Source organism: Pseudomonas sp. Ost2, from assembly GCF_018326065.1.
Classification (GTDB): domain Bacteria; phylum Pseudomonadota; class Gammaproteobacteria; order Pseudomonadales; family Pseudomonadaceae; genus Aquipseudomonas; species Aquipseudomonas gingeri.
Genome location: NZ_AP021904.1, coordinates 4,209,184 through 4,234,528, shown reverse-complemented (window position 1 = coordinate 4,234,528; position 25,345 = coordinate 4,209,184). Strand labels below are relative to the sequence as shown.

The window sequence follows — 25,345 nt, the reverse complement described above, 5'->3', positions numbered from 1 at the left end:
CATCTAGCCACACCTTTGCTGAATGGAGGCTGTCGTCAAGTTTTGCAAAGCCATTGCGAACGTTCATCAGGATTTGGTATCTGTTTGTCGGTAGCCGCGTTTGCTCGCCGTCATGAGCGAATGCTTCTTTAGTCCGGTGCCGTGCAGCCGCCAGGCATCCGGAATGTCCCCAGTACAGGTCTCTTTATGCATCGCCGCAATCTCCTGAAAGCTTCCATGGCCCTGGCGGCCTATACCGGCCTGTCGGCCAGCGGTTTGTTCGCGGCCCGGGCGCTTGCCGCCACCGCGGACGGTGACATCGAACACTTTGATTTCGAGGCGTTGCAGACCCACGCGAAGAAACTCGCGAGCAATCCTTATGTCAGCACCCGGCAGGTGCTGCCGCCGACCCTGGCGAACATGACCCCGCAGCAGTTCAATGCCATCCAGTACGACGCGAAGCATTCGTTGTGGAACGAACTCAAGGGCCAGTTGGACGTGCAGTTCTTCCACGTCGGCATGGGTTTCAAGCAACCGGTGCGCATGTACAGCGTCGATGCCCAGACCCGCCAGGCGCGGGAGGTGCACTTCCGTCCGCCGCTGTTCAACTACGCCAACAGTGGTGTCGATCAGTCCCAGCTCAAGGGCGACCTGGGTTTCTCCGGCTTCAAGCTGTTCAAGGCCCCGGAGATCGACAAGCACGATATCCTCTCGTTTCTCGGCGCCAGCTATTTCCGCGCGGTGGACAAGACCGGCCAGTACGGCCTCTCGGCCCGCGGACTGGCCATTGATACCTATGCGCAGAAGCGCGAGGAGTTCCCGGACTTCACCAAGTTCTGGTTCGAGACGCCGGGCAAGGAAAGCACCCGCTTCGTGGTCTATGCCCTGCTCGATTCGCCGAGCGCCACCGGTGCCTATCGGTTTGATATCGATTGCCAGGCCGAACAGGTGGTGATGGCGGTCGATGCCCATGTCAACGCCCGGGTCGCCATCGAGCAACTGGGTATCGCGCCGATGACCAGCATGTTCAGTTGCGGCACCCACGAGCGGCGCATGTGCGACACCATCCACCCGCAGATCCACGATTCCGACCGCCTGGCGATGTGGCGAGGCAATGGCGAGTGGATCTGCCGACCGCTGAACAACCCGGCGAAACTGCAGTTCAATGCCTTCGCCGACAAGGACCCGAAGGGATTCGGCCTGGTGCAGACCGACCATGAGTTCGCCAGCTACCAGGACACGGTCGACTGGTACAGTCGTCGGCCGAGCCTGTGGGTCGAGCCGACCACCCCCTGGGGCGAGGGCTCGGTGGACCTGCTGGAGATCCCGACCACGGGCGAGACCCTGGACAATATCGTCGCCTTCTGGACGCCGAAGCAGCCGGTCAAGGCCGGCGATTCGCTGAACTACGGCTACAAATTGTACTGGAGTGCCTTGCCGCCGGTGGGCACGCCCCTGGCGCGGGTGCATGCGACCCGTTCGGGCATGGGGGGCTTTATCGAGGGCTGGGCGCCGGGCGAGCATTATCCGGAGGTCTGGGCGCGGCGCTTTGCCGTGGATTTCAACGGTGGCGGGCTGGAGCGGTTGCCGGAGGGCACCGGGATCGAGCCGGTGGTCACTACGTCGAATGGGCAGGTGAAGGATTTCAATGTCCTCAAGCTGGACGAGATCGGCGGTTATCGCGTGACGTTCGACTGGTTCCCGACCAATGACAGCGTCGATCCGGTGGAGCTGCGGCTGTTTATCCGCACCCAGGACCGGACGCTGAGCGAGACCTGGTTGTATCAGTATTTCCCGCCGGCACCGGATAAGCGCCGTTATCCCTGAAGGACGCCAGGCATCCCTTGAACAAGGGGGTGCCTGTTAGGGCCCTTTCGCGGGCAAGCCCGCTCCCTCAGGGGCCTGCGCAACTCGGTCCATGTGGGAGCGGGCTTGCCCGCGAAGAGGCCATCGAACTCACTGCACGTCCGGCACCAGTACCGGATCGGCCCGGTAGAGGTCCGGATCCATGCGCTTGAGGTTCTCCACCTTCGGCATGTCGTTGATGGCGATATACGGCGCATACGGGTGCAGCGTCAGGTAGTTCTGGTGATAGCCCTCGGCCGGGTAGAAGACCTTGTTGTCCTCGATCCGGGTGACAATCGCCGACGGAAACACCTTGGCCGCGTTCAACTGCTCGATATACGCCTGGGCGACCTTTTCCTGGTCGGCATTCACCGGGAAGATCGCCGAACGGTATTGCGTGCCGCTGTCCGGGCCCTGGCGATTGAGTTCGGTCGGGTCATGGGCCACCGAGAAGAACACCTGCAACAGCTTGCCGTAGCTGATCTGGCCCGGATCGTAGGTGATCTGTACCGACTCGGCATGGCCGGTGGTGCCTTCGCCGACATCCTCGTAATGCGCGGTGCCCGCCGCGCCGCCGGTATAGCCGGAGACCACGTTCTGCACTCCGCGCACATGCTGGAACACCCCCTGGACGCCCCAGAAACAGCCGCCAGCAAACACCGCCGTGGCCTGGCCGGCCTTTGCCGGTTCATCCAACGCGGGCGGGGCGATCTGCACTGCGGTCTCGGCGGCCCCGGCAAAACGCTGGATCATCAGCACCGACAGCGCCACGCCGGCAATCCCGGCGATCATCAGCAGCGGCGACCTGGGTTTCTTCTGACTCACGGACTTGTTCATGCTGTTTATCCTCTTGGCTATCAACCGAAGGTGAAGGCGTAGGCCTGGACACCCGGGTCAAGAAACTCGATGGAGAAGGTGTGGTCGCCGATATCGCCGGCCTGGCGCACCAGTTGGTAGAGGCGCTGCTCGGTCACGCTGCCCGCGCCGTTGGCGTCGGTGTCGGTGCCGTGGTTGGCGCCGGGGGCCTTGCCGTCGATCAGCACCTTGAAGCGCACCGGCTTGCCGTCGCTCGCCGGGCCGAGCACAAGGTGCAGGTCACGGGCGTGGAAGCGGTAGATGACCTTGCCCGAGGCCTGGTTGAGGGCGGCCTGTTCCGAGTGAACGGTCCAGTTGCCTTCCAGGCCCCACTGGTTCAGGGCCGGTTGCTGCGGCGCGGCATAGTTCTTCGGCTTGTCGGCGACCTGCTCGCCAGGGGAGGCGAAGTTCTCGGCGCGGTCATAACCGACGTAGGTTTCCGGCGACTTCACTTCCGACTCGTCGGCGGCCTGCATCACGCCCTGGGCCTGGGTGCTGACCATGCCGCCGGAGACGTTCTTGTTACCGGCTTCGGCCAGCAGTTGCTGGATGACCTGCTCGGAGCCGGCATAGTCGCCTTCGCCGAAGTGGTGGTAGCGCACGCGACCCTGGGCGTCGACAAAGTAATGCGCTGGCCAGTACTGGTTGTTGAACCCGCGCCAGATCGCGTAGTTGTTGTCGATGGCTACCGGGTACTGGATGCCCAGCTTGGCGACGGCCTGGCGCACGTTGTCGATATCTCGCTCGAAGGCGAACTCCGGGGCGTGCACGCCGATCACCACCAGACCCTGGTCGTGGTACTTCTGTGCCCAGGCGTTGACGTAGGGCAGGCTGCGCAGGCAGTTGATGCAGGAGTAGGTCCAGAAGTCGATCAGCACCACCTTGCCCTTGAGGTCGGCGGCGCTCAGCGGGGCCGAGTTGAGCCACTGCACGGCGCCCGAAAGGTCGGGCAGGGTGCCTTCCACCGGCAGGGCGCGTTCGTTGCCGCCGGTCTTGGCGGCCATCGCCATCATGCTGCCGCCGGGTTGGTCGCTGTTGACCGCGGCCATCATCGCGCCGCCTTGCGCCGGGGCGTCCTTCTGCACGACCGGGGTCAAGGTGTCGAGCAACTTCTGTTCGATACCGGAGGTGGCGACCGTGGAAACCTTGGTCAGCAGGCCGGTGTCCAGGCCCAGGGCAATCGCCACCACGCCGGCCAGCATCGCCGCGCCCAGGCCCCGGCGCAGCCATTCGCCGGTGCCGAGGTTGCGTTTCATCGCCGTGAACAGCCGGCCACCCACCAGCAGCGCGCCGGCCAGCGACGTGGCGGCACCGGCGGCATAGGCCAGCAGCAACAGCGTGGTGCCGATATTGGCGCCTTGCAGCGCGGCACCGGTGAGGATCAGGCCGAGGATCGGTCCGGCGCAGGGTGCCCACAGCAGGCCGGTGGCGATCCCCAGCAGGAAGGACGACTTGACGCTTGGCTGGCCGCTGCCGTCCTGGGCCGAACGCGACAGGCGATCACCGGCCGATACCAGTGGCTGGGCCAGGCGATCGGCGAGATGCGGGAACAGCAGGGTAATGGCGAAGAACGCCATCAGCGCCATGGCCAGCCAACGACCGTACTGGTTGGCCTGGACCACCCAGCCACCGCCGACGGCCGCCAGGGTGGCGACCAGGGCGAAGGTCAGGGCCATGCCGCAAAGCAGGGGCAGGCCGCTGCGGCGGAACGGTTCGCCGGAGCGGGCGAAGACAAACGGCAGCACCGGCAGGATGCACGGGCTGAGGATGGTCAGCAGACCGCCCAGGTACGCCAGGACAAGTAGAAACATGGTTGCAGATCCTTGTGATAAATCGTGATGGAGCGGTCAGGCGGCACTCGGGGCGAAGGTCATGGCCACGCCGTTCATGCAGTAGCGCAATCCGGTCGGCCGCGGGCCATCGGGGAACACATGGCCCAGGTGTCCGCCGCAGCGGTGGCAGTGCACTTCGGTGCGGGAAACCCCCAGCGACGTGTCGCGGCGGGTCGCCACGGCGCTTTCCAGCGGCGCGGTGAAGCTCGGCCAGCCGGTGTGGCTGTCGAACTTGGCGGCGGAGGAGAACAGCGTCAGCTGGCAGCCGGCACAGGCAAACACGCCGTCGCGGTGCTCGTCGTTGAGGGGGCTGCTGTAAGGTCGCTCGGTGCCTTCATGGCGCAGTACCTGGTACTGGTTGGCGTCCAGCAGCGTGCGCCATTCGGCATCGCTGTGGGTGACTTCGAAGGTCTCGTCCGGGGTGGCGGGGGCAGCATTTGCACCCAGGGTGGCGGCCACGGCGCGCCAGTCGACGAAGCCGGCGGCAAGCAGGGCGGCGGCACTGGAGAAAAGAAAGCGTCTTCTGGAGGACATGGCGTCACTTCCACGGCAATTGATCAGGCTTGCAGTGTCGGCGGGTAACGGTCGCCAAATCCTCCCGTAAAGTTAAATTAATTGTGAATATTTCCGCGTACCGATCCGGCACAATGAATCAGGCTTTGCTGGCCGTGCCGGCCCCGGATTTTCTTGCAGGAACGCTGCCCATGGATTCACCCAAACGCATACTGATCGTCGAGGATGACCTGCACCTGGCCGGGCTGTTGAGCCTGCACCTGCGTGACGAAGGTTATGAGGTCACCCATTGCGCCGACGGCAACCTGGGGCTGGCACAACTGGAAAAGGGCTCGTGGGATGCCCTGATCCTCGACCTGATGCTGCCGGGCGTCGACGGCCTGGAGATCTGTCGCCAGGCGCGGGCCATGGCGCGCTATACACCGATCATCATCACCAGCGCCCGTTCCAGTGAAATGCACCGGGTGCTCGGTCTCGAACTGGGCGCCGACGATTACCTCGCCAAGCCGTTTTCCATGCTCGAGCTGGCGGCGCGGGTCAAGGCGCTGCTGCGTCGGGTCGATGCCCTGGCCAAGAGCCTCAAGGTCGATGCCGGCAGTCTCGAACTCAACGGCCTGAGCCTCGATCCGCTGACCCGCCAGGCCGAGGTCAACGGCCAGTACCTGGAACTGACGCCGAGGGAATTCGACCTGCTGCACTTCTTCATGAAGAACCCCGGCACGGTCTACTCGCGCATGGACCTGCTGAACCAGGTCTGGGGCTACCAGCACGATGGCTACGAACACACGGTCAACACCCATATCAATCGCCTGCGGGCGAAGATCGAGGTCGACCCGGCGCAACCCGAGCGGATTCTCACGGTCTGGGGCCGGGGTTATCGCTTCGCCCCTTCGGGACGTGCCGAATGAACCTGACCCTGTCCCAGCGCTTGTCCGTGGTCTTTTCGATCCTGTTGCTGGCCTGCTGCGGCGCGTCGGTATGGTTGCAGGTACGGGCCAGCGACATGCACGAGAAGGAAGTGGTGCAGGGGTTGTCCCGCGACCTGGCCCGCAGCATCGCCCTGGAAAACCGCCTGGTGGGCACCGAAGGCCTGACCATGGAGGGGGTGCGGGCGCTGTTCGGCCAGTTGATGAACGTCAATCCGAGCGTCGAGGTCTATCTGCTCGACCCGAGCGGACGGATCACCGGCGATGCGGCGCCGCAGGGGCATCTCAAGCGCGACCATGTCGACCTGCGGCCGATCCGGCGCCTGCTCGAGGACCAGCCCTTGCCGATCCTCGGTGACGATCCGCGCAGCAATGACGGGCGCAAGGTGTTCAGTGCCGCCGCGTTGCAGGGCGGCGGCAAGGACCTGGGCTATCTCTACGTGGTGCTGCAGGGCGAGGAGCATGACCGCCTGGCCGCGCGGGTCTCGGCCAGTTCGGTGCTGCGGACCACCTTGTGGGCCATGACCCTGGTGGCGTTGCTCGGGCTGATCGCCGGCCTGATCGCTTTCCGCCTGATCACCCGGCCATTGCGCCGCCTGACCGACACCATGCGCGATTTCGACACCGACGTGCCGCCGGCCCGTTTGCCGGCGCTGTCGACCGCGGGGTTTGGCAGCCGTGACGAAATCGAAGTGCTGGAAGCCAGCTTTGCGCAAATGGCCACGCGTATCGGCGAGCAATGGCGGACCCTGACCCAGCTCGACCAGGACCGCCGCGAGTTGGTGGCGAATATCTCCCATGACCTGCGCACGCCGCTGGCCTCGCTGCACGGCTACCTGGAAACCCTCTCGCTCAAGGACGGGGTGCTGGCGGCCGACGAGCGCCGGCGTTACCTGGGGATCGCCTTGGCCCAGAGCAACAAGGTTGGCAAACTGGCCCAGGCGTTGTTCGAGCTGGCGCGCCTGGAGCACGGCGCGGTGCGCCTGGAACGCGAGGACTTTTCCCTCAGCGACCTGATCCAGGACGTGTTCCAGAAGTTCGAGCTGATGGCCGAGACCCGCCAGTCGAAACTGCTGGCGGTACTGCCGCGGGGCGCATCGATGGTGACCGCCGACCTGGGCATGATCGAGCGGGTGCTGACCAACCTGATCGACAATGCGCTGCGCCATACCCCCGAAGGCGGAACCATCGAGGTGGCGCTGGTGCATGAGGCGGGGAAAGTGCAGGTGACGGTCAGCGATACCGGGCCGGGGATTCCGGCCAAGCTGCTGGAAAACCTCTTTCGCCGTCCCTTCAACCATGACGGCGACCGCCGCTCCGGCGGCCTCGGGTTATTGATCGTGCGCCGCATCCTGCAACTGCATGACAGCCAGATCCGTCTGCTGTCGATCCCGGAGAAGGGCGCGGTGTTCTATTTCGAGCTGACGGCGGCAGGCGACTGATTCAGCCGTTGGCCGGCAGCAGGGCGGCGCGAGTGGCTTCGAGGATTTCATCGGAGATCGCCTGGCCACGGGTCGAACGCGCCAGGGCCAGGGCACCGACCAGCAAGGAGTATTGCACCAGGGCGGCTTTGCGCGCCTCGGGCTCGGCGCTGTCGAGCAAGGCGGCGTAGGCACTCAGGAGTTTTTCCAGGCCCTCGACGTAACTTTGGCGCACGGCGCTGTCGGCGTCTTCGTGGGCCAGGTCGCCGCAGAAGGCCACCACCGGGCAGCCTTCGCCGGGGTTGTCGCGGTGGGCCGTGCTCAGGTAATGCTCGACAATGGCCTGGCGTGCCGCCTCCGGGCTGAGGGCTTCGGCCGTACGCTGCTGCCAGCGTTCGGTCGATTGCGCGAAGCTGCGCGCACAGGCTTCGGCCGCCAGGGCCTCCTTGGAATCGAAGTGACCATAGAAGCCGCCATGGGTCAGCCCGGCCGCGCCCATGACCTCGATCACGCTCAGGCCCTTGAGGCCACGCTCACGGAACAGCCGCGCGGCGGCATCCGTGATGATTTCGCGGTTGAGTTCGGCCTGTTTGCGCGAGACGCGAGGCATGAGGGCTCCTGTTAATAGATTCACGTAAACATCTATTCTATTCTATCACAGGCAGCCAAGCTGCTGGTCTTCATAGACTTTCGGGAAGGGCGTCTGCCGTTTTCGGGTCGAGGGGCAGGGTGGCGGCGATATTCAGTTCTTCTTCCAGGAAGCGCTGCAAGGCCCGGACCGCGGCCGCCTGGGCCGCGGGAACACGACGCACGTAAAGACCGAAATCGACGGTTGGCGCCGGCGGCAGGCCATCGAGGGGACCCAGTACACGCATGCTCTGCGGGTGGACATTGCTTTCCAGCAGCACGGCGATGCCCAGGCCGGCCTCGACCGCCGACTGCACCGCCGGCAGGCTGGTGCTGCTGCACACCACGCGCCAGGCGATACCGGCCTGTTTCAGCGTCTGCGCGACCCGCGGTTGCCACAGGCAGGTGCCACCGAAGGTCACCAGCGGCACGATCCGGCTGGACAGGTCGGGGTCCAGCACCAGGCCACGGGCGCCGACCCAGAACAACGGCTGGTTCCAGCTCACCTGGGGTTGGGCGTCGATGCCCTGGGAGTCGCCGATGACGATATCCAGCGCACCGTCCAGCAGCCTGGCGGACATTGCCGCGCTGCTGTCGATGGTGATCTCCAGGGTGATATGCGGGTACGCCGCGGAAAACCGATGCAAGGCCCGCGGCAGGCTGCCCACTGCAATGTCCTCCAGCAGGCCGAGGCGCACCGTTCCCGCCACCTGGCTGATGGACAGCGCCCGCCGCGCATCGGCACCGGCGCCGAGAATGCCGTGGGCGTAGGGCAGCAGCAGATGACCGGCCTCGGTCAGGCGCAGGCCGCGCGGGGAGCGGTCGAACAGGCGTCGCTCCAGGTCCTCTTCCAGACGGCGCAGTTGCATGCTCACGGCGGCCTGGGTCCGGGCCAGGCGCTGGGCGGCGGTGCCGACCGCCCCGGTTTCGGCGACAGTGACAAAGGTTCGCAACAGGTTGCTGTCGAGGTCGCGCATTATCAATATCCGTTAAGTGGGGATAAGAAATATCAGCTTATTTGAAGTCCGGGTGACTGGCTAGGATGGCCTGACGTTCACCGGAGGTTTTGTCATGCAGGAAAATACCGTCGTGCTCCCCGTGGCCGCCGCACCGCGGACACCCCGTCGGGCGTTGTTGCTGGCGGCGTCGTTGTGCGTGCTGTCGATGTGTCTGGTCCAGTTCGGTGCCGCCTTGTCGTCACCGACCATGGACACCTACGGCTCCCTCAGCACCACCTGGCTGCGCCTGTGCTGGGCCGCGACCCTTCTGATGCTGGTGGTGCGGCCTCCACTGCGCACCTATTCCCTGTCGCGCTGGGGGGCCGCGGCCAGCCTGGGCCTGGCGATGGCGGTGATGACCAGCTGCTTTTTCGCATCAATCCAGCGCATTCCCCTGGGACTGGCAATCGCCATCGAGTTTCTGGGCCCGCTGCTGCTGGCGAGCCTGGCCATACGCCGCTGGCGGGCGCTGATCTGGCCGCTGCTGGCGATGGCCGGTGTGCTGCTGCTGGCGCGCAACGACCAGGGCTGGATCGGCGAACCGCTGGGACTGGCCCTGGCGTTCGGCTCGGCAGCCGGCTGGGGCGCCTATATCCTGCTGATGAAGCGGGTCGGCACGCTGTTTCCGGGGTTTGAAGGCTTGTCGGTGTCGTTGCTCGCGGCGGCAGTGATAACCGCGCCCCTGGGATTGTGGCAAAGCGGCGGGCACCTGCCGTGGTTGCAGCTCGCCAGTTGCGCCGGGCTCGCGCTGTTCGTGCCGTTGCTGCCCTACGGCCTGGAGATGATCGCCCTGCGGCGGATGCCGGCGTCTTCGTTCGGCATCCTGATGAGCGTCGAGCCGGCGGTCGGCGCCCTGGCCGGTTACATGGTACTGAGCCAGCCGATGGTGCCGCTGCAGTTTGCCGGCACCGCGCTGGTGGTCAGCGCCAGTCTCGGGGTACTGATGGTGCCTTGAGTCGTATCAGGCCGGCGCGGTGGGCCTGGCGGTGACGGCGGGCGGCAGCAGGACAGCGTAGTGCCGGTCGGTCGTCTGGGCGACGGCATGGCCATGCCGGGCGATACGATCGAACACCTCGGGTTCGAGGCGATCCAGGCTGGTGGCGAAGCTCGCGGCAAATGCCGCGTCGCTGCCGGCCGGAGCCTCGATCAGCGCGCTGGCGATGCCCAGGTAGCCGCCGCGTCCCGGCGCCTGGTTGAGGTATTCGACAAAGGTTCGCGTGCGCAGGGCCCGCGACTGGTCGGACATGATGTCCGACAGGCGCTTGAGTCGCCAGGGGCTGAGCATGCCGGCCTGGAACCCGGGCTTGAGCGGGGCACCGGCATCGGACACGACAATGGGGTATTCGTAGCGCTTGCTGCGTCCGGTGGCAGCGTCGAAGAACGGCTCCAGGCCGAGGTTGTCATAGACCCCGCCGTCATACAGGTGCAGCGTGGGGAAAGGCAATGTCGCCTCGACCGCGCTGTCGAGCGGCGCATTCCAGCCCCGTTGCATCCATTTGAAACGACGACTGTCGAGGGCCAGCGGACCGATGCCACCGGGGAACGCCGCCGACACTGACAGGGCCTTGGCGAGGGGAACGCCGAGGGTGCTGGCATAGCCGATGGAGTAGTCACCCATATTGCTCCGCTTGAAGCGAAAGCGCTTGCCGTTCTCGGCGGTGGTGCCATTGATCGACCAGTCCGGCCTCGCACCGATGTCCGCCAGCAGGCCATTCACGCCCCATTCGTTGCGCAAGCCCAGCTCCAGCAGATTGGCCCGGGACATGATGAAGCGCCAGTTCAGCGGGTTGAGCAGCTGGCGCAGGGCGCTCCAGAGCAGGCTGCGCGAGCAGAGCTGGTGGCGCAGGCGCGGATAGATCTTCTCCAGGAAGTCCACCGAAGCGGGCCATTGCCCGCCGTTCTCATGCAGCATCAGGCCCACCAGCAGGCTACCGCCGGAGACGGTCGAGAGCTGGCTGACCCGTTCCAGGGCTTCTTGCTCGGCCAGGTACTTGAGCACGCCCAGATGAAACACCATGGCCCGGACACCGCCGCCGGACAGGGCTAGGGCGAAATCCGGAGATTGACCGATCGAGACTGCAGGAGAATCCATTTTTCCTCTCTATATGGGGGCGATACGGGATATGGCTTTTCGATATTAACTATTTTATCGGGGAATCGTTGCGCGCAGTGTGTCGGCACCCGGTCTTTCGGCCGGGTGCTGCTGGAGCGGTGTCAGCGGGTTTTGTAGGAACCCTCTGAATTGCCGGTCGGGGCACCAGAGGGCATGAACTTGTCGCGGTCCGGGGATCTTATGACGAACCCCGGGCGATCTCACTTTTTATCGGCGTGGGAGCCGCAGCAGGCAGATTGCCCGGCATGTTCATAGCGGTCATGGTGCCTGACCCAGTTCATGGTCCCGGTTTCGTTACGGCCCTTGGGCATCAGGTCGAGGAAGTTGTAGGTGCCCACCAGGATGTCCAGGCCCCGTGCATAGGTCGAATAAGTATGGAAAATCTCACCCTCGGGGTTGCGGTAGAACACGCTGAGGCCGGGCAACTCCTCCTCGCTGCTGTCGATCAGTTCGTAGTTGTACCGGGTCTTGCCGGCCGCTTTTTCCGCCGGCGAAGGACTGACACCGAAGTCATGGTTGAAATCGCTGCCGGCCGACGACAACCAGTCGAAGTGCCAGCCCATGCGCTGCTTGAAGGCCTGGAACTGCGCCCACGGGGCGTGGGATACGGCGACAAACGAGACGTCATGATGGGCCAGGTGCAGGTTCGCGCCGTCGAAGTGATCGGCGAGGAACGAGCAGCCCGTGCAACCTTCCGTCCAGCCGTCGGCGAACATGAAGTGGTAGACGATCAACTGGCTGTTGTCGCCGAACAGATCGGCCAGTCGTTGCCGACCGTGGGGGCCCTCGAAGTGGTAGTCCTTGTCGATCCGTACCCAGGGCAGGGCGCGGCGTTCGGCGCTGAGCTGGTCGCGCTGGTGGCTGAAGGCCTTTTCACGGGCCAGATGCTGCTGGCGTGCAGCCAGCCATTCCTGGCGCGATACCACGGGATGCTGTTCAACAGTGCGCTCGTTCATCACGAGATCTCCTTGACGGCGTCGCCGCCCGGCGGGTTTGTCGAGTGGCGGATGGGGTACTTCTATGCTTAGTCGATTGACCGCGAGCGTTCTCGACACTCTCCCCCGGCAAACGGAAAAAACGGACCGGCGGCCCGGCGGAAAAATAATTTCAGCGCGGTGTCGATTACGCCGATGGCCGTTCGATTAACCCGTAGAACCGCCAGCGGGGCGGTTCACCCACTATCAGGAGAAAAGACCATGCGATTTATGGTGATCGTCAAGGCCACCCCGGAATCGGAAGCCGGGCAAATGCCCAGTGAAGAACTGCTGGCCGCCATGGGCGCCTACAATGAAGAGCTGGTCAAGGCCGGCGTGATGCTCGCCGGCGAGGGCCTGCACCCCAGCGCCAAGGGGGCCCGCGTGCAGTTCTCCGGCACGCACCGCAGCGTTGTCGACGGGCCCTTTATCGAAACCAAGGAGCTGATCGCCGGCTTCTGGATTTTCCAGGTGCAGTCGTTGCAGGAAGCCATCGACTGGGTCAAGCGCTGTCCCAACCCGATGGCCGGCGACAGCGAAATCGAAATCCGCCAGATCTTCGAGGCCGAGGATTTTGGCGAGGCCTTTACCCCCGAGTTGCGCGAGCAGGAAGAACGCCTGCGGACGCAGATGTCCGGTCAATCGTGAAACCTGACAACAGGAGATCCACCATGAGAATCATTCCCTACCTGACCTTCAACGGCCACTGCAAGGAAGCCTTTGCGTTGTACAAGAAGGTGCTCGGTGGCGAGGTGTTTTCCATGTCCTTTGCCGAGGCGCCTGCCGAGGTGGGCATGCCCAAGGATGCGAACCTGATCCTGCACGCCTGCCTGACCGTGGGCGGCTTCAGCCTGATGGCCTCCGATTGCCCGCCGGGCCAGCCATACCACAAGCCACAGGGCGTGTCGGTGTCGCTGAATGTCGACAGCGCAGCCGAGGCCCGGCGCTTGTTCGATGGCTTGAGCACGGGCGGCAAGGTCTTCATGCCACTGGAGAAAACCTTCTGGGCGGAAAGCTTCGCCATGTTCGAAGACCGTTTCGGCATTGCCTGGATGGTCAATTACGAGGGGAAGAAGTAGTCCGCTAACGCAGGCCGGACTGTCCGGCCTTGCGTCGTTCCTCCCCGGTCGGGCTGCCGATATCGATCAGGCGGCGCTCGACCAGCACATTCAGCAAGGCTTCGCGCGAGGGCGTGTCCAGTTGGTGGGCGCGCTCCTTGAGTTCCAGCAGGATCGGGCTGGACCAGGTGCGGTAGGTGCGTTCGGCGATACGTACGGGGGTCATCAATGTCTCCCTGAGCAATAGGCCCGATGACCAAGCCGGACCGGTTCCATGAGCGCAAAAGCCTAGTAGATAAAAGCGGCTGCCGCTAACCGTCTTGTTAGAACATGTTGCTATGTGCAAAGACGGTTGCGGGGGGAGGGCCGGCGGATAAAAACAGATCGGTCGCCAACCTGTTTCCCGACTGACGAACGACGCCTTGCCGATGACACTGCTGCCCTGACCTTCACTCATCAGGAGTATGCGATGTCCAGCTTTTCCCCTCTCGAAATCGGCCCGCTACGCAGCGCCATGAGCTTTACGCTGCACACCTGGCATGCGACTCAGGTCTGGCAAGGCCGGCCCGCGAGCGAAGAGAAAAAACGCATCATGGGCCTTGTCGGATTTCTCGGCCTGATCAGCAGGGTCGCGCGCGGCGCGGCCCTGGATGATCCTTATTCCGACTTCTGGATCATCCGTCTTCAGGAAAAACTGCAAGGCTCGAAAGCCGAACTGGCGCAGATCCGGGAACAACTGGAGCCACTCATGAGCCGCTTGCCCGCGGAGATCAGCCTCGGCGAAAACCTCAGCATCCAGCCTGTCACCTTGCCGCTGGTCGTCAGGTCCCGGTTGGGTTTCCTGGCAGTGTATCTGTTGATCGATTACGACAGCATCGTTCGCCAACTGCTGCTGGCCCATAGAACGGCATTGATCGACCGGCGCACCATGGAGCGCTGGATCAGCGCCAGTGGGCAGGTGTTTCGCAGCCTTTTCGGATTGGCTCGCCAGTACCGGTTTTCCGGGGCGACGCGCGCGGATTTCATTGTTGGCAACGCCGTGGCGCGTGAGGCCGAGGAACGTTTCGGCGAGCTGCCGGCGGACGTTCTCGAAGGAACGCGGCGCTCGGAGTTCGCGCCCAGGATCATCCTGCCGCGCAGCGACGGCGAGGTCCGGCAAGGGGTTGCCGAAGAGGCTGGCGGCTGGGGTTAGTCCGTGGCGAGTAACGCGTTCAATGCCTGGGCCGGTGGCGCGCCGCCGGTCTTGATGGTCTTGGTGACGATATAGGTGAAGTAGCGCTCGATGCCCAGGTCTTCCAGCAACAACTGATCGATGAAGCGCTGGTACTGATCGATGTCCGCGGCCTGGATCATGGCGATGTAGTCGACGCCGCCACCAGTGGCATAACAGAACTGCACTTCCCTGGCATCGCTCATCCGTTGCTCGAAGCGGCGCATGTCCTGGGCCGTGTGCCGGGCCAGGGTGATTTCCACCAGCAGTTGCTGGCTCTTGAACACCTGGTTCCAATCGATCAGGGCGCGGTAGCCCTTTACCAGGCCGGCGCTCTCCAGCTTGCGCACACGCTCCCAGGCCGGTGTTACCGAGAGGTTGATCGCCTCGGCGAGGTTCGACTTGGTGATGCGCCCGTCCTCCGAGAGGATGCGCAGGATATTCAGGTCATAACGGTCAAGCTTGTGCATCAGTAACGAACTCCGCAGGCGACATGTGCAGGCGCGAGCAGGCTCGCGAAGGACGGGTAGACGATGCATTCATCCGGGATGGACACGTTATCGTTGCCGACCTTCGCGAGCAAGCGCGCCTGCGGGGAGCAGGTCTCAACCGAGGACTTCACCGGCGACCTGATCGATCGCCTGCCGTGTGATGTCGACGATCAGGTCCGCCTCCTGCTCGGTCAGGATCAGCGGCGGGGCGAAGCCGAGGATATCGCCGTGAGGCATGGCCCGGGCGATCATGCCGCGTTCGAGGCAGGCGGCCGAGACTTTCGGACCGACTTTCAAGGCGGCGTCAAACGGCGTGCGTTGCTCACGGTCGGCCATGAATTCGACAGCGGCAAGCATGCCATCGCCACGCACTTCGCCCACCAGCGGGTGACCTTCCAGGGTTTCGCGCAAACGGCGGTTGAGGTAGCCGCCGACCTGCTCGGCATTGGCCGTGAGGTTCTCGCGTTCGAGGATATCGAGGTTGGCCAGGGCCGCCGCCGCGCAGATCGGATGACCGGAGTAGGTCCAGCCGTGGCCCATGGCGCCTTCCCGGGTCGAGGCCGTTTCAATCACGCTCCACACCTTCTCGCCGATGATTACCGCCGACAGCGGCGCATAGGCGCTGGTCAGGCCCTTGGCGGTGGTGATCAGGTCCGGACGCATGCCATAGCGCTGGCTGCCCATCTTCGAACCCAGGCGACCAAAGGCACAGACCACTTCGTCGGCGATCAGCAGCACGTCGTACTTGTTCAGCACGGCCTGGATCGCGGCCCAGTAACCGGCCGGGGGCACGACGATGCCACCGGTGCCCATCACCGGTTCGCCAATGAACGCGGCGACGGTATCGGGGCCTTCGGCGAGGATCATTTTCTCCAGCTCGTCGGCGCAGTAGCGGACAAAGGCCGCTTCATCCATGCCGGTCGGTGCCTTGCGGTACCAGTGCGGGCAGACGGTGTGGCTGATGCCTTGTTCCGGCAGGTCGAAATGTTGGTGGAACGCAGCCAGCCCGGTGAGGCTGCCGGTCATGATGCCCGAGCCGTGATAGCCACGATCCCGGGAAATGATTTTCTTCTTCCGCGGGCGGCCCAGCACATTGTTGTAGTAGCGCACCAGCTTGATCTGTGTTTCGTTGGCATCGGAGCCGGACAGGCCGTAGTAGACCTTTTTCATACCTTCGGGCGCCCAGTCCATGATGCGACTCGACAGCTCGATGATGGCCTCGGTCGAGTGGCCGACATAGGTGTGGTAGTAGGCCAGTTCCTTGGCCTGTTTGTAGATGGCGTCGGCGACTTCGGTGCGGCCATAGCCGATGTTCACGCAATACAGCCCGGCAAAGGCATCGATGAATTCCCGCCCTTCGTGGTCACGGATACGGATACCCGCGGCACTCTTGATGATGCGTCCCTTGAGCGCGCCACTGGCGTGGTCATGGGCGTGGGTCGAGGGGTGCATGAAGTAGGCACGGTCTTGTTCGAACAGCGCTTCGGGTGTCGGGTTCATGGTGGCTCTCCTTGGAATCAGCCTTGGTGGTGCAGGCAAAAATATTTGGTTTCGACAAAGGCTTCGAAGCCCTCGGTGCCGCCTTCACGGCCCAGCCCCGAGGCCTTCATGCCGCCGAAGGGGATGGGGTGGCCGGTGAACTTCACGCCGTTGACCGCGACCATGGCGTGGTCGAGGCGGCGGATCAGCGGGTAGATCAGGTCCAGGCGGTTGGAGCAGACATAGGCGGCCAGGCCGTATTCGGTGTCGTTGGCCATTTCGATGGCCTGTTCGAGGGTGTCGAAGGGCATCACCCCGGCGATGGGAGCGAAGTTTTCTTCGCGGTAGATGCGCATCTGCGGTGTGACGTCGGCCAACACTGTCGGCTGGTAGAACAGTCCGCCGAGGGCGTGCGCCTCACCGCCGGCCAGGCGTTGCGCGCCGAGGTGCAAGGCGTCGGCCACGCGTTCGGCGGTTGCGTCGAACGCGGCCTGGTGCATCAACGGACCGACGTCGACGGCCTGCTCCTGGTCGCCCAGCAGGGCCGGTCCGACACGCAGTGCACGCACGGCCGCGGCGAAGCGGTCGAGGAAGGCCGGGTAGAGGGAGCGCTCGACCATGATGCGGTTGGCCGCGCAACAGTCCTGGCCGGAGGTCTGGAACTTGGCTTCTACCGCGACCCTCACCGCCAGTTCCAGGTCGGCATCGGCGCAGACAATGAAGGGCGCGTTGCCGCCCAGTTCCAGTGAAACCTTCTTCACATCCCGTGCCGCCGCCTGCAGGACCAGTTTGCCGACCCGGGTCGAGCCGGTGAAGCTGACCGCGCGCACGCGGCTGTCCTGCACCAGGGTCTGCATGGTCATTTGCGGCTCGCCCAGCACCACGTTGAACACCCCTGCGGGGAAACCGGCTTCTTCCGCCAGCTGGGCGAGGGCAAAGGCCGAATACGGCGTTTCATGGGCCGGCTTGATCACCACCGTGCAACCGGCGGCAAGTGCGGCGGCGGCCTTGCGGGTGATCATCGCCGAGGGGAAATTCCAGGGGGTCAGCAGCGCGCAGACACCCACCGGTTCCTTGACCGTGCCCAGGTGGGCGCCGGGGATATGGCTGGGGATGTTCTGCCCATAGAGGCGCCGGGCTTCCTCGGCGAACCAGGGAATGAAACTGGCGGCATAGGCGATCTCGCCGCGGGACTCGGCCAGGGACTTGCCTTGTTCCAGGCTGAGAATGCGCGCGAGGTCCTCCTGATGCTCCAGGATCAACGCCGCCCAGCGCCGCAGGACAGTGGCGCGGGCATCGAGGCTCAGTTCACGCCAACTGGCGAACGCCCGATGCGCGGCCTCCACCGCCGCGACAATCTGAGGTTTTTCCAGCATCGGCACATGGCCGATCAACTGCTGGTTCGCCGGATCATGCACGGCGATGGTGCTGGCACTGTCGCTGTGGATCCAGTGCCCGTCGACGTAGCACAGGGCCTTGAACAGCAGCGGATGTTTATAGGTCATGGTGTTCACTCCGGATCGTCTGAGTGGAACCAATGCTAGGGCAGGGTGCTGCACGGGATTGGCGGTTTGGAGGGGGTGGGACAGTGGGTTTTTTCTGATTGCGGACCGTCAAACAGGGGTTTCTCTGGTGAAGATAAATACGTCCCGTGCGGAGGCCGGCTTTTGATCGTTCCCACGCTCTGCGTGGGAATGCCGCCCCGGACGCTCCGCGTCCAGTAGTCGGCGCAAGGCTCGATGCCTGTGCAACGCGACGCGGAGCGTCATCGGATGCGTTCCCACGCGGAGCGTGGGAACGATCGGTCAGGTCACTTGACCGCTTTCGCCGTGGCGATCCAGCCATCGAACGTGGCCTTGTTTTCACTCATCCAGTCATCCGCCAGCTTGCGAATATTGCGTTCGCTCGAACCGTCCTGGCTGATGGTCTTTTCCCAGTAGCTCCAGGTCGCCTGGGAGAAGGCCATCTGCTCCACCAGCGTCTTGATCGCCGGGTTGGCGGCGATGAATTTCTTGTTGCCGATCGCGTACCAGTTCCAGGCCGCCATCGCCATGCGGCACGGATCGGCGCCACCGGCACAGCCGGCCACGCCCGGGGTCAGCGCCGAGACCGCGCTCGGGACATTGCCCGGCAAGGCGTCGAACGGCGTCGGCAACCACACCACGTCCTTGCCCGGCACCATGGTGTTGGTCATCCAGGACGGTGCCCAGGCATAGAAGAACACCGGCTCGCCGCGCTTGAGGCGGGCGACGTTTTCGAACATCAGCGCTTCATACTTGCCGCGTACCGGGTTGACCGTGTCCTTGAGGCCGAACTTGTCGAGCTGGTAGTCGACCACATCCCCGCAGCCCCAGCCCGGATCGCAACTGATCAGGCTGGCCTTGCCGTTCTTGCCGAAGAGCCCGGCGATCTTCGGGTCCTTCATTTGTTCCAGGCTGGTGATCCCGTAGACGTCGGCGGTTTTCTTGTCGATCATGTAGCCGTTGTAGCCCGCGCCGGTAATGAAGCCTGTGCCGACCACCTCGGTGCGGTCCTTGACCTTGTCAAAGCTGGGTTGCAGTTGCGGCAGGGTCACGTCCATCGACAGGTCCAGGTCGCCCTGGGCCGCCGCCGGGAAAAACAGCGTGGTGTTGACGGTGCTCAACTTGGTGTCGTAGCCCAGGCGCTTGCTGGCCTCGATGGCGATTTTCGTCAGGACATAGTTGCCGCCGGTGCTTTCCGATTGCACGAAGCGGATGGTCTTGCCGTTGCCCGGCAGGTCGTCGGCCAGCACCGAGGTGCAGGCCAGCCCGGCCAGGGACAACGCGGTTGCAAATCCAAGCAAGGCTTTGAATGGACGCATCATGATTTCCTCTTTTTTTCTCGTTATGGTTAAGGGGTGGCAGTGAAGAAAAGGCTCGACAACTGGCATTCATGATTGTTGTTGGGGATGCTTCCTAGGCATTCAGCGGACGCGGGTTGAACAGGCGCTTGAACAGCGACTTGCGCTTGCGTACCGACGGCTGCGCCAGTTTCTGGGTGATCCGGTCGAGCATCATCGCCAGCAGCACGATGGCGATACCGCCTACCGCGGCGCGGCCCACGTCCATCCGCCCGAGACCTTGCAAGACCACCAGGCCCAGGCCCTCGGCGCCGATCATCGCCACCACCACCGACATCACCATGGCGGTCAGCACGGTCTGGTTGAGGCCGCCGAGAATGGTCGGTATCGCCAGCGGCAACTGGATTTCCCAGAGCAACTGGCGGCTGTCGGCACCGAAGGCGTGGCCGGCTTCGACGAGTTCGGTTTCCACCATGCGGATGCCCAGGTAGGTGAAGCGGATCAGGGGCGGACAGGCGGAGATCACCACCGCGACTTCACCCGACACGGTGCCCACGCCGAACAGCATCACCACCGGCACCAGGTACACGAAGGTCGGCGTGGTCTGCATGATGTCGAGGATCGGCCGCATGATCTGCCAGACCCGTTCGCTGCGGGCGCACCACACCCCCACGGGAATCCCGACGAGCATGCAGATGACAATCGCCGTGGTGATCAGCGACAAGGTGGTCATGGCCTCGTCCCACACCCCCAGCGCGGCGATGGCCACCAGGGCGACGGCGCTGAACAGGGCCACGCCCAGGCTCGCGGCGCGGTAGGCGATGAGGAACATCAGCAGCACCATCACCGGGAACGGGATGGCATGGATCAGTGAGTCGCTCAGCGCCAGCAGGTGTTCCACCGGCCAGCGGATGGCGAGGAATATCGGCCGCAGGTGAATGCCCAGCCACTCGACGCCCTGGCTGATCCACTGGTCCACGGGAAAAACGGCAAGGTCTTCTGAACTAAGCATGCTGGGCAACCTCCGCAGCGTTGGCGCGAGGGGGCGGGACGCTGGCAATGCAATCAAGGATATGGGCGCTGTTCAGGGTGCCGACAAACAGCCCCTCGCCATCGACCACGGCTATCGGCAGGCCCGGCTTGAGCAGGCGCGCCACTTCCACCAGCTTGGCGTTGGCCGGCACGCTGACAAACTGGGTCGACAGGCGTTGCAGGGCATCGCTGCCGCCGCCAACGGCCAGCAGCGCCGCGGCATCGAGCACGCCCACCGGCTTGCCGCCGGTGTTGAGGACAAAGGCACCGGCGTTGTCATTGCCGACCACGCGGGTATCGCCCTGGACCAGCAAGGTGTCGGCGACCTGCATGACCGAGCGCGCGTCGAACAGGCGCGAGCGGTCCACCTCGCGGGTGAACGAGGCGACATAGTCGCTGCCGGGGTCCATGACGATTTCCTGGGGCGTGCCCTCGCGCACCACCTGGCCGTCGGCCATGATCGCGATACGGGTGCCCAGCTTCAGGGCCTCCTGGAAATCGTGGGTGATGAACAGGATGGTTTTTTTCAGGGTGCGTTGCAGGCGCAGCAATTCGTCCTGCATTTCCGTGCGGATCAACGGGTCGAGGGCGCTGAAGGCCTCGTCCATGATCAGCACGTCGGCATCGGTGGCCAGGGCCCGGGCCAGGCCGACCCGCTGGCGCATGCCGCCGGACAGTTCATGGGGGTGGTGCTCGGCCCACTTGGCCAGGCCGACGATGGCCAGGACTTCCTCGGCGCGCTTGCGGCGTTCGGCGGCACCGACGCCACGCAACTTGAGGCCGAACTCGGTGTTTTCGATCACGGTCTTGTTCGGCAGCAGGGCGAAATGCTGGAACACCATGGAGATGCGCGTGCGGCGCACCTCGCGCAAGTCGCTTTCGTTCAAGGCCACCAGGTCCGTGCCGTCCAGCAGGATCCTGCCCGCGGTCGGTTCGTTCAAACGGTTGATGCAACGGGCCAGGGTGGATTTTCCCGAGCCGGACAAACCCATGATCATGTAGATCGCGCCACTGGGAATGGACAGCGATACGTTGTTCAGGCCGACCACGGTGGCGGTCTCGGCCAGGATCCGGTCTTTGCTGGCCCCGGCGGTCAAGAGCTGCATGGCTCTGTCGGGGGTCGAGGAGAAGACCTTGTAGAGGTTCTCAATCTTCAGTCGTTCGCTCACCAATTGCCTCCAATTGTTGTTTTGCAATCTGCGGAAAACTTCATCAATAGAAATTTTTGGGCTACTGGCAGTCAAAGGTCCTTCGGTGTCGCGGGCGCAAGGGTGCAGTCTCAAAAATTTCTTGTTGTTGTGCGAGGGCACTTACAGCATGAGCGGTGTGGCGAGTGCAAGGGTGAGACGTCAGCCGGTAGTGGATTGCGTCGGGTCCATGCTTTCCCGCGCCTTGCGGGCGACGCGGAAGGCTTCGACACCCGCCGGCACGCCGCAGTACACCGCGATCTGGACCAGGGCGGCGCGCAGTTCCTCGTCCGTGAGACCGTTGCGGATCGCGCCGCAGAAGTGCGTGCCGAACTCGTCCATCCGGCCCAGCGCTGCGAGCATGCCGAGGTTCAGCAGGCTGCGTTGCTTGAGGTCGAGGGACTCGTCGGTCCAGACCATGCCCCAGCAGTATTCGTTGAGCACGGCCTGGAACGGCCGCGAGAAATCGTCGGCCTTGCCCAGCGCCTGGTCGACGTAGGCATTGCCCAGGACCTGGCGGCGAACTGTTTCGCCTTGAGCCTGCAGTGACTTATCCATGGTGTACCTCCGAATCGGAAAGAAATTCGCGCATGAGCGTTGCCACCTGTTCCGGGGCCTCGATCAGAATGCAGTGGCGCAACCCCGGCAGGATCTTCAACTGCGAGCCCCGGATGCGTTCGTGCATGAAGGCCGCCATCCTCGGGTTCGAGCCGGCATCCTCGGCGCCGGTGGCGATCAGTGTCGGGCAGCGAATCTGCTGGAGCTGGTCGCCGAAGTCCGACTCCGCCAGCACCCGATACGCCGCGGCGTAACAGCCGGGATCGTTAGCGGCGTTCTGTTGCCGCAGCCGGCTGACGGCCTGCGGGTGGCGGGCCTGGAAATCCTCGGTCAGCCAGCGTGACAGCGACGCTTCGTAATGGGCCACGGGCTCGCCGGCCTGCAGGGCCGCCAGGCGCGCCTGCACCCGTTCGCGTTCCTCGGCGTTGCGTCCGGCGACCGTCGACAGCAATACCAGGCGCCGGACCCGCGCCGGGTGGGTCAGGGCCATGCGCTGGGCGATCAGTCCGCCCAGCGAGAAGCCGGCGAGGTCGAAGTCCTTGAAGCCGACATGATCGGCCAGGGCCAGGGCTTCGCCCACCAGGTGATCGATTTCATAGCGGCCCGGCGTACGGGATGACTGGCCGTGGCCGCGCAGGTCGAAGGTCAGGAGGGTGAACTGCTCTTGCAGGCGGTCCACCACCTCGCCCCAGGCCTCCAGGCTGGAGCCGACGCCATGGATGCACAGCAGCGGAAGCGGCCCCTGGCCGTCGAGGCGATAGTTGAGCGTGACATTGGCCACGCTGAAGCGTTGTGCTTCGCTCATGGCGGTCACTCCGTGGCCTTGTCGCGGCGTTTGGCGCGCTCACGCTCGGCGAACACCGGCATCACCTCGTCGATAAACAGGCGCAGGGTCTGCTTCTGCAGCTCGAACGGCAGGTTGAAGGTCAGGCCCAGGCAATACTGGTCGACGCCGGCGGCTTCGTAGTCGAGCAGCTTCTCGATGATTTCCTCAGGGGTGCCGAACATCAGGTTGCGCCGCAGGTTCTCCGGGTTGTAGTTGTCCTTGCCCCGGACACTTTCAAAGGACACCGGCTCGGGGAAGCCGTTGTGCACGGTGCCGATGTTCTGCATCAGGTTCTCGAAGGCCCGGCCGAAGTCCATGCTGTGCCTGACCGGCAGTTCCCAGTCTTGCGCCCTGGCGTACACGCAGGTACGGCGCTGCATCATGAAACGCGGACGCGGCACATGGGGATTGTCGGCGACGGCCTTGTTGAATTTCTCACCCAGCACGGCGATTTCAGCCGCCGGCAGCGAGAGCGGGGTGGAGAGGATGTTGGCGCCGATGCCCACCGCCCAGTCGAAGGTGCCCGGGTCCCGCGCGGCCACCCAGATACGCGGGTGATCCTTCTGCAACGGCTTGGGCACGGCCGCCGTCCGCGGGAATTTCCAGTAGTGGCCATCATGGGCGTAATCCCCGGCCCAGAGCTTCTGTACCGCCGGCACCAGTTCCTTCATGTAGCCGACGCCTTCCTGCTGCTGCAGGCCGGGGGTCATGCGATCGAACTCGTACTGGTAGGAGCCGCGGGCGATGCCGAACTCCAGGCGGCCCTTGGTCAGGTGGTCGCACAACGCGGCTTCGCCGGCCAGGCGGATCGGATGCCAGTAGGCGGCCGCCAGGGTCGCGGTACCCAGGCGAATGCGCTGGGTGTGCTGGGCCAGCCATACCAGGGTCTGGAACGGGTTGGGCGCGATGGTGCATTCGAGGGTGTGGTGCTCCGAGGTCCACAGGGTTTCGAAGCCGCCTTCATCGGCGATTTGCGCCAGTTCCAGCAGGTTGGCCATGACGGTCTGCATGGGCACGTCGGGGGAGAAGCGTTCCATGCTCAGGGATACGGCAAATTTCATGAGGTGCTCCTTGGATAATCAGCGCAGGCGGATGACAAACGGGTCCTGCATCTCGCCGGAGTAATCGATGACCACGTTTTTGGCCCGGGAAAACTCACGCATCACGTCAAAGCCGCCGCGACGGCCATAACCGCTCTGCTTGAAGCCGCCATTGGCGGACATGTAGGCGGAACTGCGGTAGGTGTTGATCCACACCGTGCCGGCGTCGATACGGTTGGCGAAGCGCATGGCGCGGTCGATGTTCTGGGTCCAGATGCCCGAGGCGAGGCCGTAGTGGGTGTCGTTGGCCAGGCCGATCATCTGTTCTTCCGAAGTGAAGGGCATGACGCCGATTACCGGCCCGAACAACTCGTCACGCATGAACGGCATGTCGTTGCTGGCGTTGGTCATCACCGTCGGTTCGAAATACCAGCCTTCGGCCAGGTGCGAGCTGCTCGGGCGCTTGCCGCCGATGGCCGCCCGGGCACCCTGTTGCACGCCGCTGGCGATGTAGCCTTCGATTTTCTGCAACTGGGCCTGCAAGGCCAGCGGGCCGATATCGGTGTGTTCTTCCATGGGATGGCCGACGGTGATGTTCCCGGTGCGGGCCACCAGGGCCTCGACGAAACGGTCGTAGATCGCTGCCTCGACGAAGCAGCGCGAACCGGCGACGCAGCTTTGCCCGGCGGCGGCGAAGATACCGGAGACCACGCCGTTGACGGCTTTGTCGATGTCGACGTCGGCGAACACCACGTGGGGTGATTTGCCGCCCAGTTCCATCTGGCACGGCACCAGGTTGTTCGCCGCGTTGCCGGCGATGCGCCGGCCGGTGTCGGTGCTGCCGGTGAACACGTATTTGGCGATGTCCGGATGACGGGTCAGGGCATCACCGGTCACCGGACCGTTGCCAGTGATGACGTTGACCACGCCGGCGGGGAAGCCGGCCTCGATGATCAGTTCGGCCAGGGCCAGGGTGGAGGCACTGGCATGCTCGGATGGCTTGATCACCACGGTGTTGCCGATGGCCAGGCAGGGCGCCAGGGTGCCGGTGAGCAGCATCAGCGGCGAGTTCCACGGGGTGATCATGCCGATCACGCCCAGGGGCTCGCGGGTGCTGTAGTTGAGCTGGTTGAGCTTGTTGACCGGAATGGTTTCGCCCTGCAGCTTGTCGGCCATGCCGGCGAAGTAGGTGTAGGCGTCGGGCAGGGCACTCATCTGCGCCTGCATTTCCCGCAGCAGCTTGCCGTTGTCGCGGGTTTCCAGCAGGGCCAGTTCCTCGGCGTGTTCGGCCACCAGTTGTGCCAGGCGATAGAGCAGTTTGCCCCGGGCGGTGGGTGTCTGGTTGCGCCATTGCGGATCATGGAAGGCGCGCTGGGCCGAAGCGACCGCGCGCTCGACGTCACTGGCGTCGGCCTGGGCGAACTGGTACCAGGAGCGGCCGGTGGTGGGGTCGAAGCTGTCGATGTAGGTGTCGCTGGCGGGCGCGACGAAGCGGCCGTCGATAAACAGGTTGAGGCGATTGCCCTCGAGGGCGCTGACCGTGGTTTTCATGCGAGTGTC

Annotated in this window: 25 protein-coding genes; 7 read left to right on the top strand and 18 right to left on the bottom strand. The window is 64.3% G+C overall.

All coding sequences use genetic code 11. The features are described 5' to 3' along the window. Positions 1–186 precede the first annotated feature (186 nt). Entirely contained in the window at positions 187–1,806 is a 1,620-nt protein-coding gene (locus KI243_RS18600; RefSeq protein ID WP_212809667.1) for a glucan biosynthesis protein D, read from the top strand. Positions 1,807–1,935: 129 nt separating this feature from the next. Here KI243_RS18600 and msrA read toward each other — a convergent pair whose 3' ends face one another. The 3 genes from msrA to msrB form a co-directional block, all read right to left on the bottom strand. Beyond that, entirely contained in the window at positions 1,936–2,616 is a 681-nt protein-coding gene (gene msrA / locus KI243_RS18595; RefSeq protein ID WP_244861904.1) for a peptide-methionine (S)-S-oxide reductase MsrA, read from the bottom strand. 65 nt (positions 2,617–2,681) lie between these two features. Next, positions 2,682–4,490 carry a cytochrome c biogenesis protein DipZ gene (locus KI243_RS18590; protein ID WP_017126651.1) on the bottom strand — a complete coding sequence of 603 codons (1,809 nt, stop codon included), beginning with the start codon at positions 4,488–4,490 and terminating at the stop codon, positions 2,682–2,684. 36 nt (positions 4,491–4,526) lie between these two features. Continuing rightward, positions 4,527–5,045 (bottom strand): peptide-methionine (R)-S-oxide reductase MsrB, encoded by a 519-nt coding sequence (msrB, locus tag KI243_RS18585; protein WP_177088048.1) that lies wholly within the window; start codon positions 5,043–5,045, stop codon positions 4,527–4,529. Positions 5,046–5,215: 170 nt separating this feature from the next. Here msrB and KI243_RS18580 point away from each other — a divergent pair, with 170 nt between their 5' ends. Then, positions 5,216–5,932, top strand: a complete 717-nt coding sequence (locus KI243_RS18580) for a response regulator transcription factor (RefSeq protein ID WP_017126649.1) — start codon at positions 5,216–5,218, stop codon at positions 5,930–5,932. Beyond that, positions 5,929–7,392, top strand: coding sequence for a HAMP domain-containing sensor histidine kinase (locus KI243_RS18575; RefSeq protein WP_017126648.1), 1,464 nt, complete (start codon positions 5,929–5,931; stop codon positions 7,390–7,392). The genes KI243_RS18580 and KI243_RS18575 overlap by 4 nt, the downstream gene beginning before the upstream one ends. A 1-nt stretch (position 7,393) precedes the next feature. Here KI243_RS18575 and KI243_RS18570 read toward each other — a convergent pair whose 3' ends face one another. Further along, entirely contained in the window at positions 7,394–7,981 is a 588-nt protein-coding gene (locus KI243_RS18570; protein WP_017126647.1) for a TetR family transcriptional regulator, read from the bottom strand. Between the two features lie 70 nt (positions 7,982–8,051). Next, positions 8,052–8,975: a LysR substrate-binding domain-containing protein gene (locus KI243_RS18565; protein ID WP_017126646.1), complete on the bottom strand. Its 924-nt coding sequence runs from the start codon at positions 8,973–8,975 to the stop codon at positions 8,052–8,054. 94 nt (positions 8,976–9,069) lie between these two features. Between KI243_RS18565 and KI243_RS18560 the strand changes: the two genes are divergently transcribed. Further along, entirely contained in the window at positions 9,070–9,951 is an 882-nt protein-coding gene (locus KI243_RS18560; RefSeq protein WP_177109458.1) for an EamA family transporter, read from the top strand. A 6-nt stretch (positions 9,952–9,957) separates the two neighbouring features. Here KI243_RS18560 and KI243_RS18555 read toward each other — a convergent pair whose 3' ends face one another. Both KI243_RS18555 and KI243_RS18550 read right to left on the bottom strand, forming a co-directional pair. Beyond that, complete coding sequence (locus KI243_RS18555) at positions 9,958–11,088, bottom strand: patatin-like phospholipase family protein (RefSeq protein WP_212809665.1); 1,131 nt, start codon at positions 11,086–11,088, stop codon at positions 9,958–9,960. 221 nt (positions 11,089–11,309) lie between these two features. Beyond that, positions 11,310–12,065, bottom strand: a complete 756-nt coding sequence (locus KI243_RS18550) for a thioredoxin family protein (RefSeq protein WP_017126643.1) — start codon at positions 12,063–12,065, stop codon at positions 11,310–11,312. Positions 12,066–12,305: 240 nt separating this feature from the next. On the opposite strand from KI243_RS18550, the gene KI243_RS18545 reads away from it, so the two are divergent. Then, the gene (locus tag KI243_RS18545) at positions 12,306–12,731 is read left to right on the top strand and encodes a YciI family protein (protein WP_177119323.1); all 426 of its coding nucleotides are present in this window, start codon (positions 12,306–12,308) and stop codon (positions 12,729–12,731) included. A gap of 23 nt (positions 12,732–12,754) precedes the next feature. Further along, on the top strand, positions 12,755–13,162 hold the full coding sequence (locus KI243_RS18540; protein WP_177119322.1) for a VOC family protein: 408 nt from the start codon (positions 12,755–12,757) through the stop codon (positions 13,160–13,162). A 4-nt stretch (positions 13,163–13,166) separates the two neighbouring features. On the opposite strand, the gene KI243_RS18535 is transcribed toward KI243_RS18540, so the two are convergent. After that, positions 13,167–13,367 carry a hypothetical protein gene (locus KI243_RS18535; protein WP_017126640.1) on the bottom strand — a complete coding sequence of 67 codons (201 nt, stop codon included), beginning with the start codon at positions 13,365–13,367 and terminating at the stop codon, positions 13,167–13,169. Positions 13,368–13,481: 114 nt separating this feature from the next. Between KI243_RS18535 and KI243_RS18530 the strand changes: the two genes are divergently transcribed. Further along, on the top strand, positions 13,482–14,333 hold the full coding sequence (locus KI243_RS18530) for a PFL_4669 family integrating conjugative element protein (protein ID WP_244861739.1): 852 nt from the start codon (positions 13,482–13,484) through the stop codon (positions 14,331–14,333). Here KI243_RS18530 and KI243_RS18525 read toward each other — a convergent pair. The 10 genes from KI243_RS18525 to KI243_RS18480 form a co-directional block, all read right to left on the bottom strand. Further along, positions 14,330–14,821: an Lrp/AsnC family transcriptional regulator gene (locus tag KI243_RS18525; protein ID WP_017126638.1), complete on the bottom strand. Its 492-nt coding sequence runs from the start codon at positions 14,819–14,821 to the stop codon at positions 14,330–14,332. The genes KI243_RS18530 and KI243_RS18525 overlap by 4 nt on opposite strands. 135 nt (positions 14,822–14,956) lie before the next feature. Next, positions 14,957–16,342: an aspartate aminotransferase family protein gene (locus KI243_RS18520; protein ID WP_017126637.1), complete on the bottom strand. Its 1,386-nt coding sequence runs from the start codon at positions 16,340–16,342 to the stop codon at positions 14,957–14,959. A 17-nt stretch (positions 16,343–16,359) separates the two neighbouring features. Beyond that, positions 16,360–17,826 carry an NAD-dependent succinate-semialdehyde dehydrogenase gene (locus KI243_RS18515; RefSeq protein ID WP_017126636.1) on the bottom strand — a complete coding sequence of 489 codons (1,467 nt, stop codon included), beginning with the start codon at positions 17,824–17,826 and terminating at the stop codon, positions 16,360–16,362. 305 nt (positions 17,827–18,131) lie between these two features. Next, complete coding sequence (gene proX, locus KI243_RS18510) at positions 18,132–19,166, bottom strand: glycine betaine/L-proline ABC transporter substrate-binding protein ProX (RefSeq protein WP_017126635.1); 1,035 nt, start codon at positions 19,164–19,166, stop codon at positions 18,132–18,134. Between the two features lie 91 nt (positions 19,167–19,257). Continuing rightward, a complete protein-coding gene (locus KI243_RS18505; RefSeq protein ID WP_042935489.1) occupies positions 19,258–20,154 on the bottom strand; it encodes a proline/glycine betaine ABC transporter permease in 897 nt (298 codons plus the stop codon). Then, a complete protein-coding gene (locus tag KI243_RS18500; protein WP_244861738.1) occupies positions 20,147–21,343 on the bottom strand; it encodes a glycine betaine/L-proline ABC transporter ATP-binding protein in 1,197 nt (398 codons plus the stop codon). Before KI243_RS18500 ends, KI243_RS18505 begins: the two co-directional genes overlap by 8 nt. A 180-nt stretch (positions 21,344–21,523) precedes the next feature. Then, entirely contained in the window at positions 21,524–21,919 is a 396-nt protein-coding gene (locus tag KI243_RS18495) for a carboxymuconolactone decarboxylase family protein (RefSeq protein WP_017126632.1), read from the bottom strand. Then, positions 21,912–22,724 carry an alpha/beta hydrolase gene (locus tag KI243_RS18490; protein WP_212809663.1) on the bottom strand — a complete coding sequence of 271 codons (813 nt, stop codon included), beginning with the start codon at positions 22,722–22,724 and terminating at the stop codon, positions 21,912–21,914. The genes KI243_RS18495 and KI243_RS18490 overlap by 8 nt, the downstream gene beginning before the upstream one ends. 5 nt (positions 22,725–22,729) lie before the next feature. Beyond that, entirely contained in the window at positions 22,730–23,806 is a 1,077-nt protein-coding gene (locus KI243_RS18485; RefSeq protein ID WP_177119521.1) for an LLM class flavin-dependent oxidoreductase, read from the bottom strand. 18 nt (positions 23,807–23,824) lie between these two features. Next, positions 23,825–25,336 (bottom strand): aldehyde dehydrogenase, encoded by a 1,512-nt coding sequence (locus KI243_RS18480; RefSeq protein ID WP_212809661.1) that lies wholly within the window; start codon positions 25,334–25,336, stop codon positions 23,825–23,827. Between the last annotated feature and the right edge of the window lie 9 nt (positions 25,337–25,345).

What these genes read in the sequence shown, in the direction of transcription:
- KI243_RS18600 (WP_212809667.1), top strand. Translation starts at nt 187, where the DNA reads ATGCATCGCCGCAATCTCCTGAAAGCTTCCATGGCCCTGGCGGCCTAT.
- msrA (WP_244861904.1), bottom strand. Translation starts at nt 2,616, where the DNA reads ATGATCGCCGGGATTGCCGGCGTGGCGCTGTCGGTGCTGATGATCCAG.
- KI243_RS18590 (WP_017126651.1), bottom strand. Translation starts at nt 4,490, where the DNA reads ATGTTTCTACTTGTCCTGGCGTACCTGGGCGGTCTGCTGACCATCCTC.
- msrB (WP_177088048.1), bottom strand. Translation starts at nt 5,045, where the DNA reads ATGTCCTCCAGAAGACGCTTTCTTTTCTCCAGTGCCGCCGCCCTGCTT.
- KI243_RS18580 (WP_017126649.1), top strand. Translation starts at nt 5,216, where the DNA reads ATGGATTCACCCAAACGCATACTGATCGTCGAGGATGACCTGCACCTG.
- KI243_RS18575 (WP_017126648.1), top strand. Translation starts at nt 5,929, where the DNA reads ATGAACCTGACCCTGTCCCAGCGCTTGTCCGTGGTCTTTTCGATCCTG.
- KI243_RS18570 (WP_017126647.1), bottom strand. Translation starts at nt 7,981, where the DNA reads ATGCCTCGCGTCTCGCGCAAACAGGCCGAACTCAACCGCGAAATCATC.
- KI243_RS18565 (WP_017126646.1), bottom strand. Translation starts at nt 8,975, where the DNA reads ATGCGCGACCTCGACAGCAACCTGTTGCGAACCTTTGTCACTGTCGCC.
- KI243_RS18560 (WP_177109458.1), top strand. Translation starts at nt 9,070, where the DNA reads ATGCAGGAAAATACCGTCGTGCTCCCCGTGGCCGCCGCACCGCGGACA.
- KI243_RS18555 (WP_212809665.1), bottom strand. Translation starts at nt 11,088, where the DNA reads ATGGATTCTCCTGCAGTCTCGATCGGTCAATCTCCGGATTTCGCCCTA.
- KI243_RS18550 (WP_017126643.1), bottom strand. Translation starts at nt 12,065, where the DNA reads ATGAACGAGCGCACTGTTGAACAGCATCCCGTGGTATCGCGCCAGGAA.
- KI243_RS18545 (WP_177119323.1), top strand. Translation starts at nt 12,306, where the DNA reads ATGCGATTTATGGTGATCGTCAAGGCCACCCCGGAATCGGAAGCCGGG.
- KI243_RS18540 (WP_177119322.1), top strand. Translation starts at nt 12,755, where the DNA reads ATGAGAATCATTCCCTACCTGACCTTCAACGGCCACTGCAAGGAAGCC.
- KI243_RS18535 (WP_017126640.1), bottom strand. Translation starts at nt 13,367, where the DNA reads ATGACCCCCGTACGTATCGCCGAACGCACCTACCGCACCTGGTCCAGC.
- KI243_RS18525 (WP_017126638.1), bottom strand. Translation starts at nt 14,821, where the DNA reads ATGCACAAGCTTGACCGTTATGACCTGAATATCCTGCGCATCCTCTCG.
- KI243_RS18520 (WP_017126637.1), bottom strand. Translation starts at nt 16,342, where the DNA reads ATGAACCCGACACCCGAAGCGCTGTTCGAACAAGACCGTGCCTACTTC.
- KI243_RS18515 (WP_017126636.1), bottom strand. Translation starts at nt 17,826, where the DNA reads ATGACCTATAAACATCCGCTGCTGTTCAAGGCCCTGTGCTACGTCGAC.
- proX (WP_017126635.1), bottom strand. Translation starts at nt 19,166, where the DNA reads ATGATGCGTCCATTCAAAGCCTTGCTTGGATTTGCAACCGCGTTGTCC.
- KI243_RS18505 (WP_042935489.1), bottom strand. Translation starts at nt 20,154, where the DNA reads ATGCTTAGTTCAGAAGACCTTGCCGTTTTTCCCGTGGACCAGTGGATC.
- KI243_RS18495 (WP_017126632.1), bottom strand. Translation starts at nt 21,919, where the DNA reads ATGGATAAGTCACTGCAGGCTCAAGGCGAAACAGTTCGCCGCCAGGTC.
- KI243_RS18490 (WP_212809663.1), bottom strand. Translation starts at nt 22,724, where the DNA reads ATGAGCGAAGCACAACGCTTCAGCGTGGCCAATGTCACGCTCAACTAT.
- KI243_RS18485 (WP_177119521.1), bottom strand. Translation starts at nt 23,806, where the DNA reads ATGAAATTTGCCGTATCCCTGAGCATGGAACGCTTCTCCCCCGACGTG.
- KI243_RS18480 (WP_212809661.1), bottom strand. Translation starts at nt 25,336, where the DNA reads ATGAAAACCACGGTCAGCGCCCTCGAGGGCAATCGCCTCAACCTGTTT.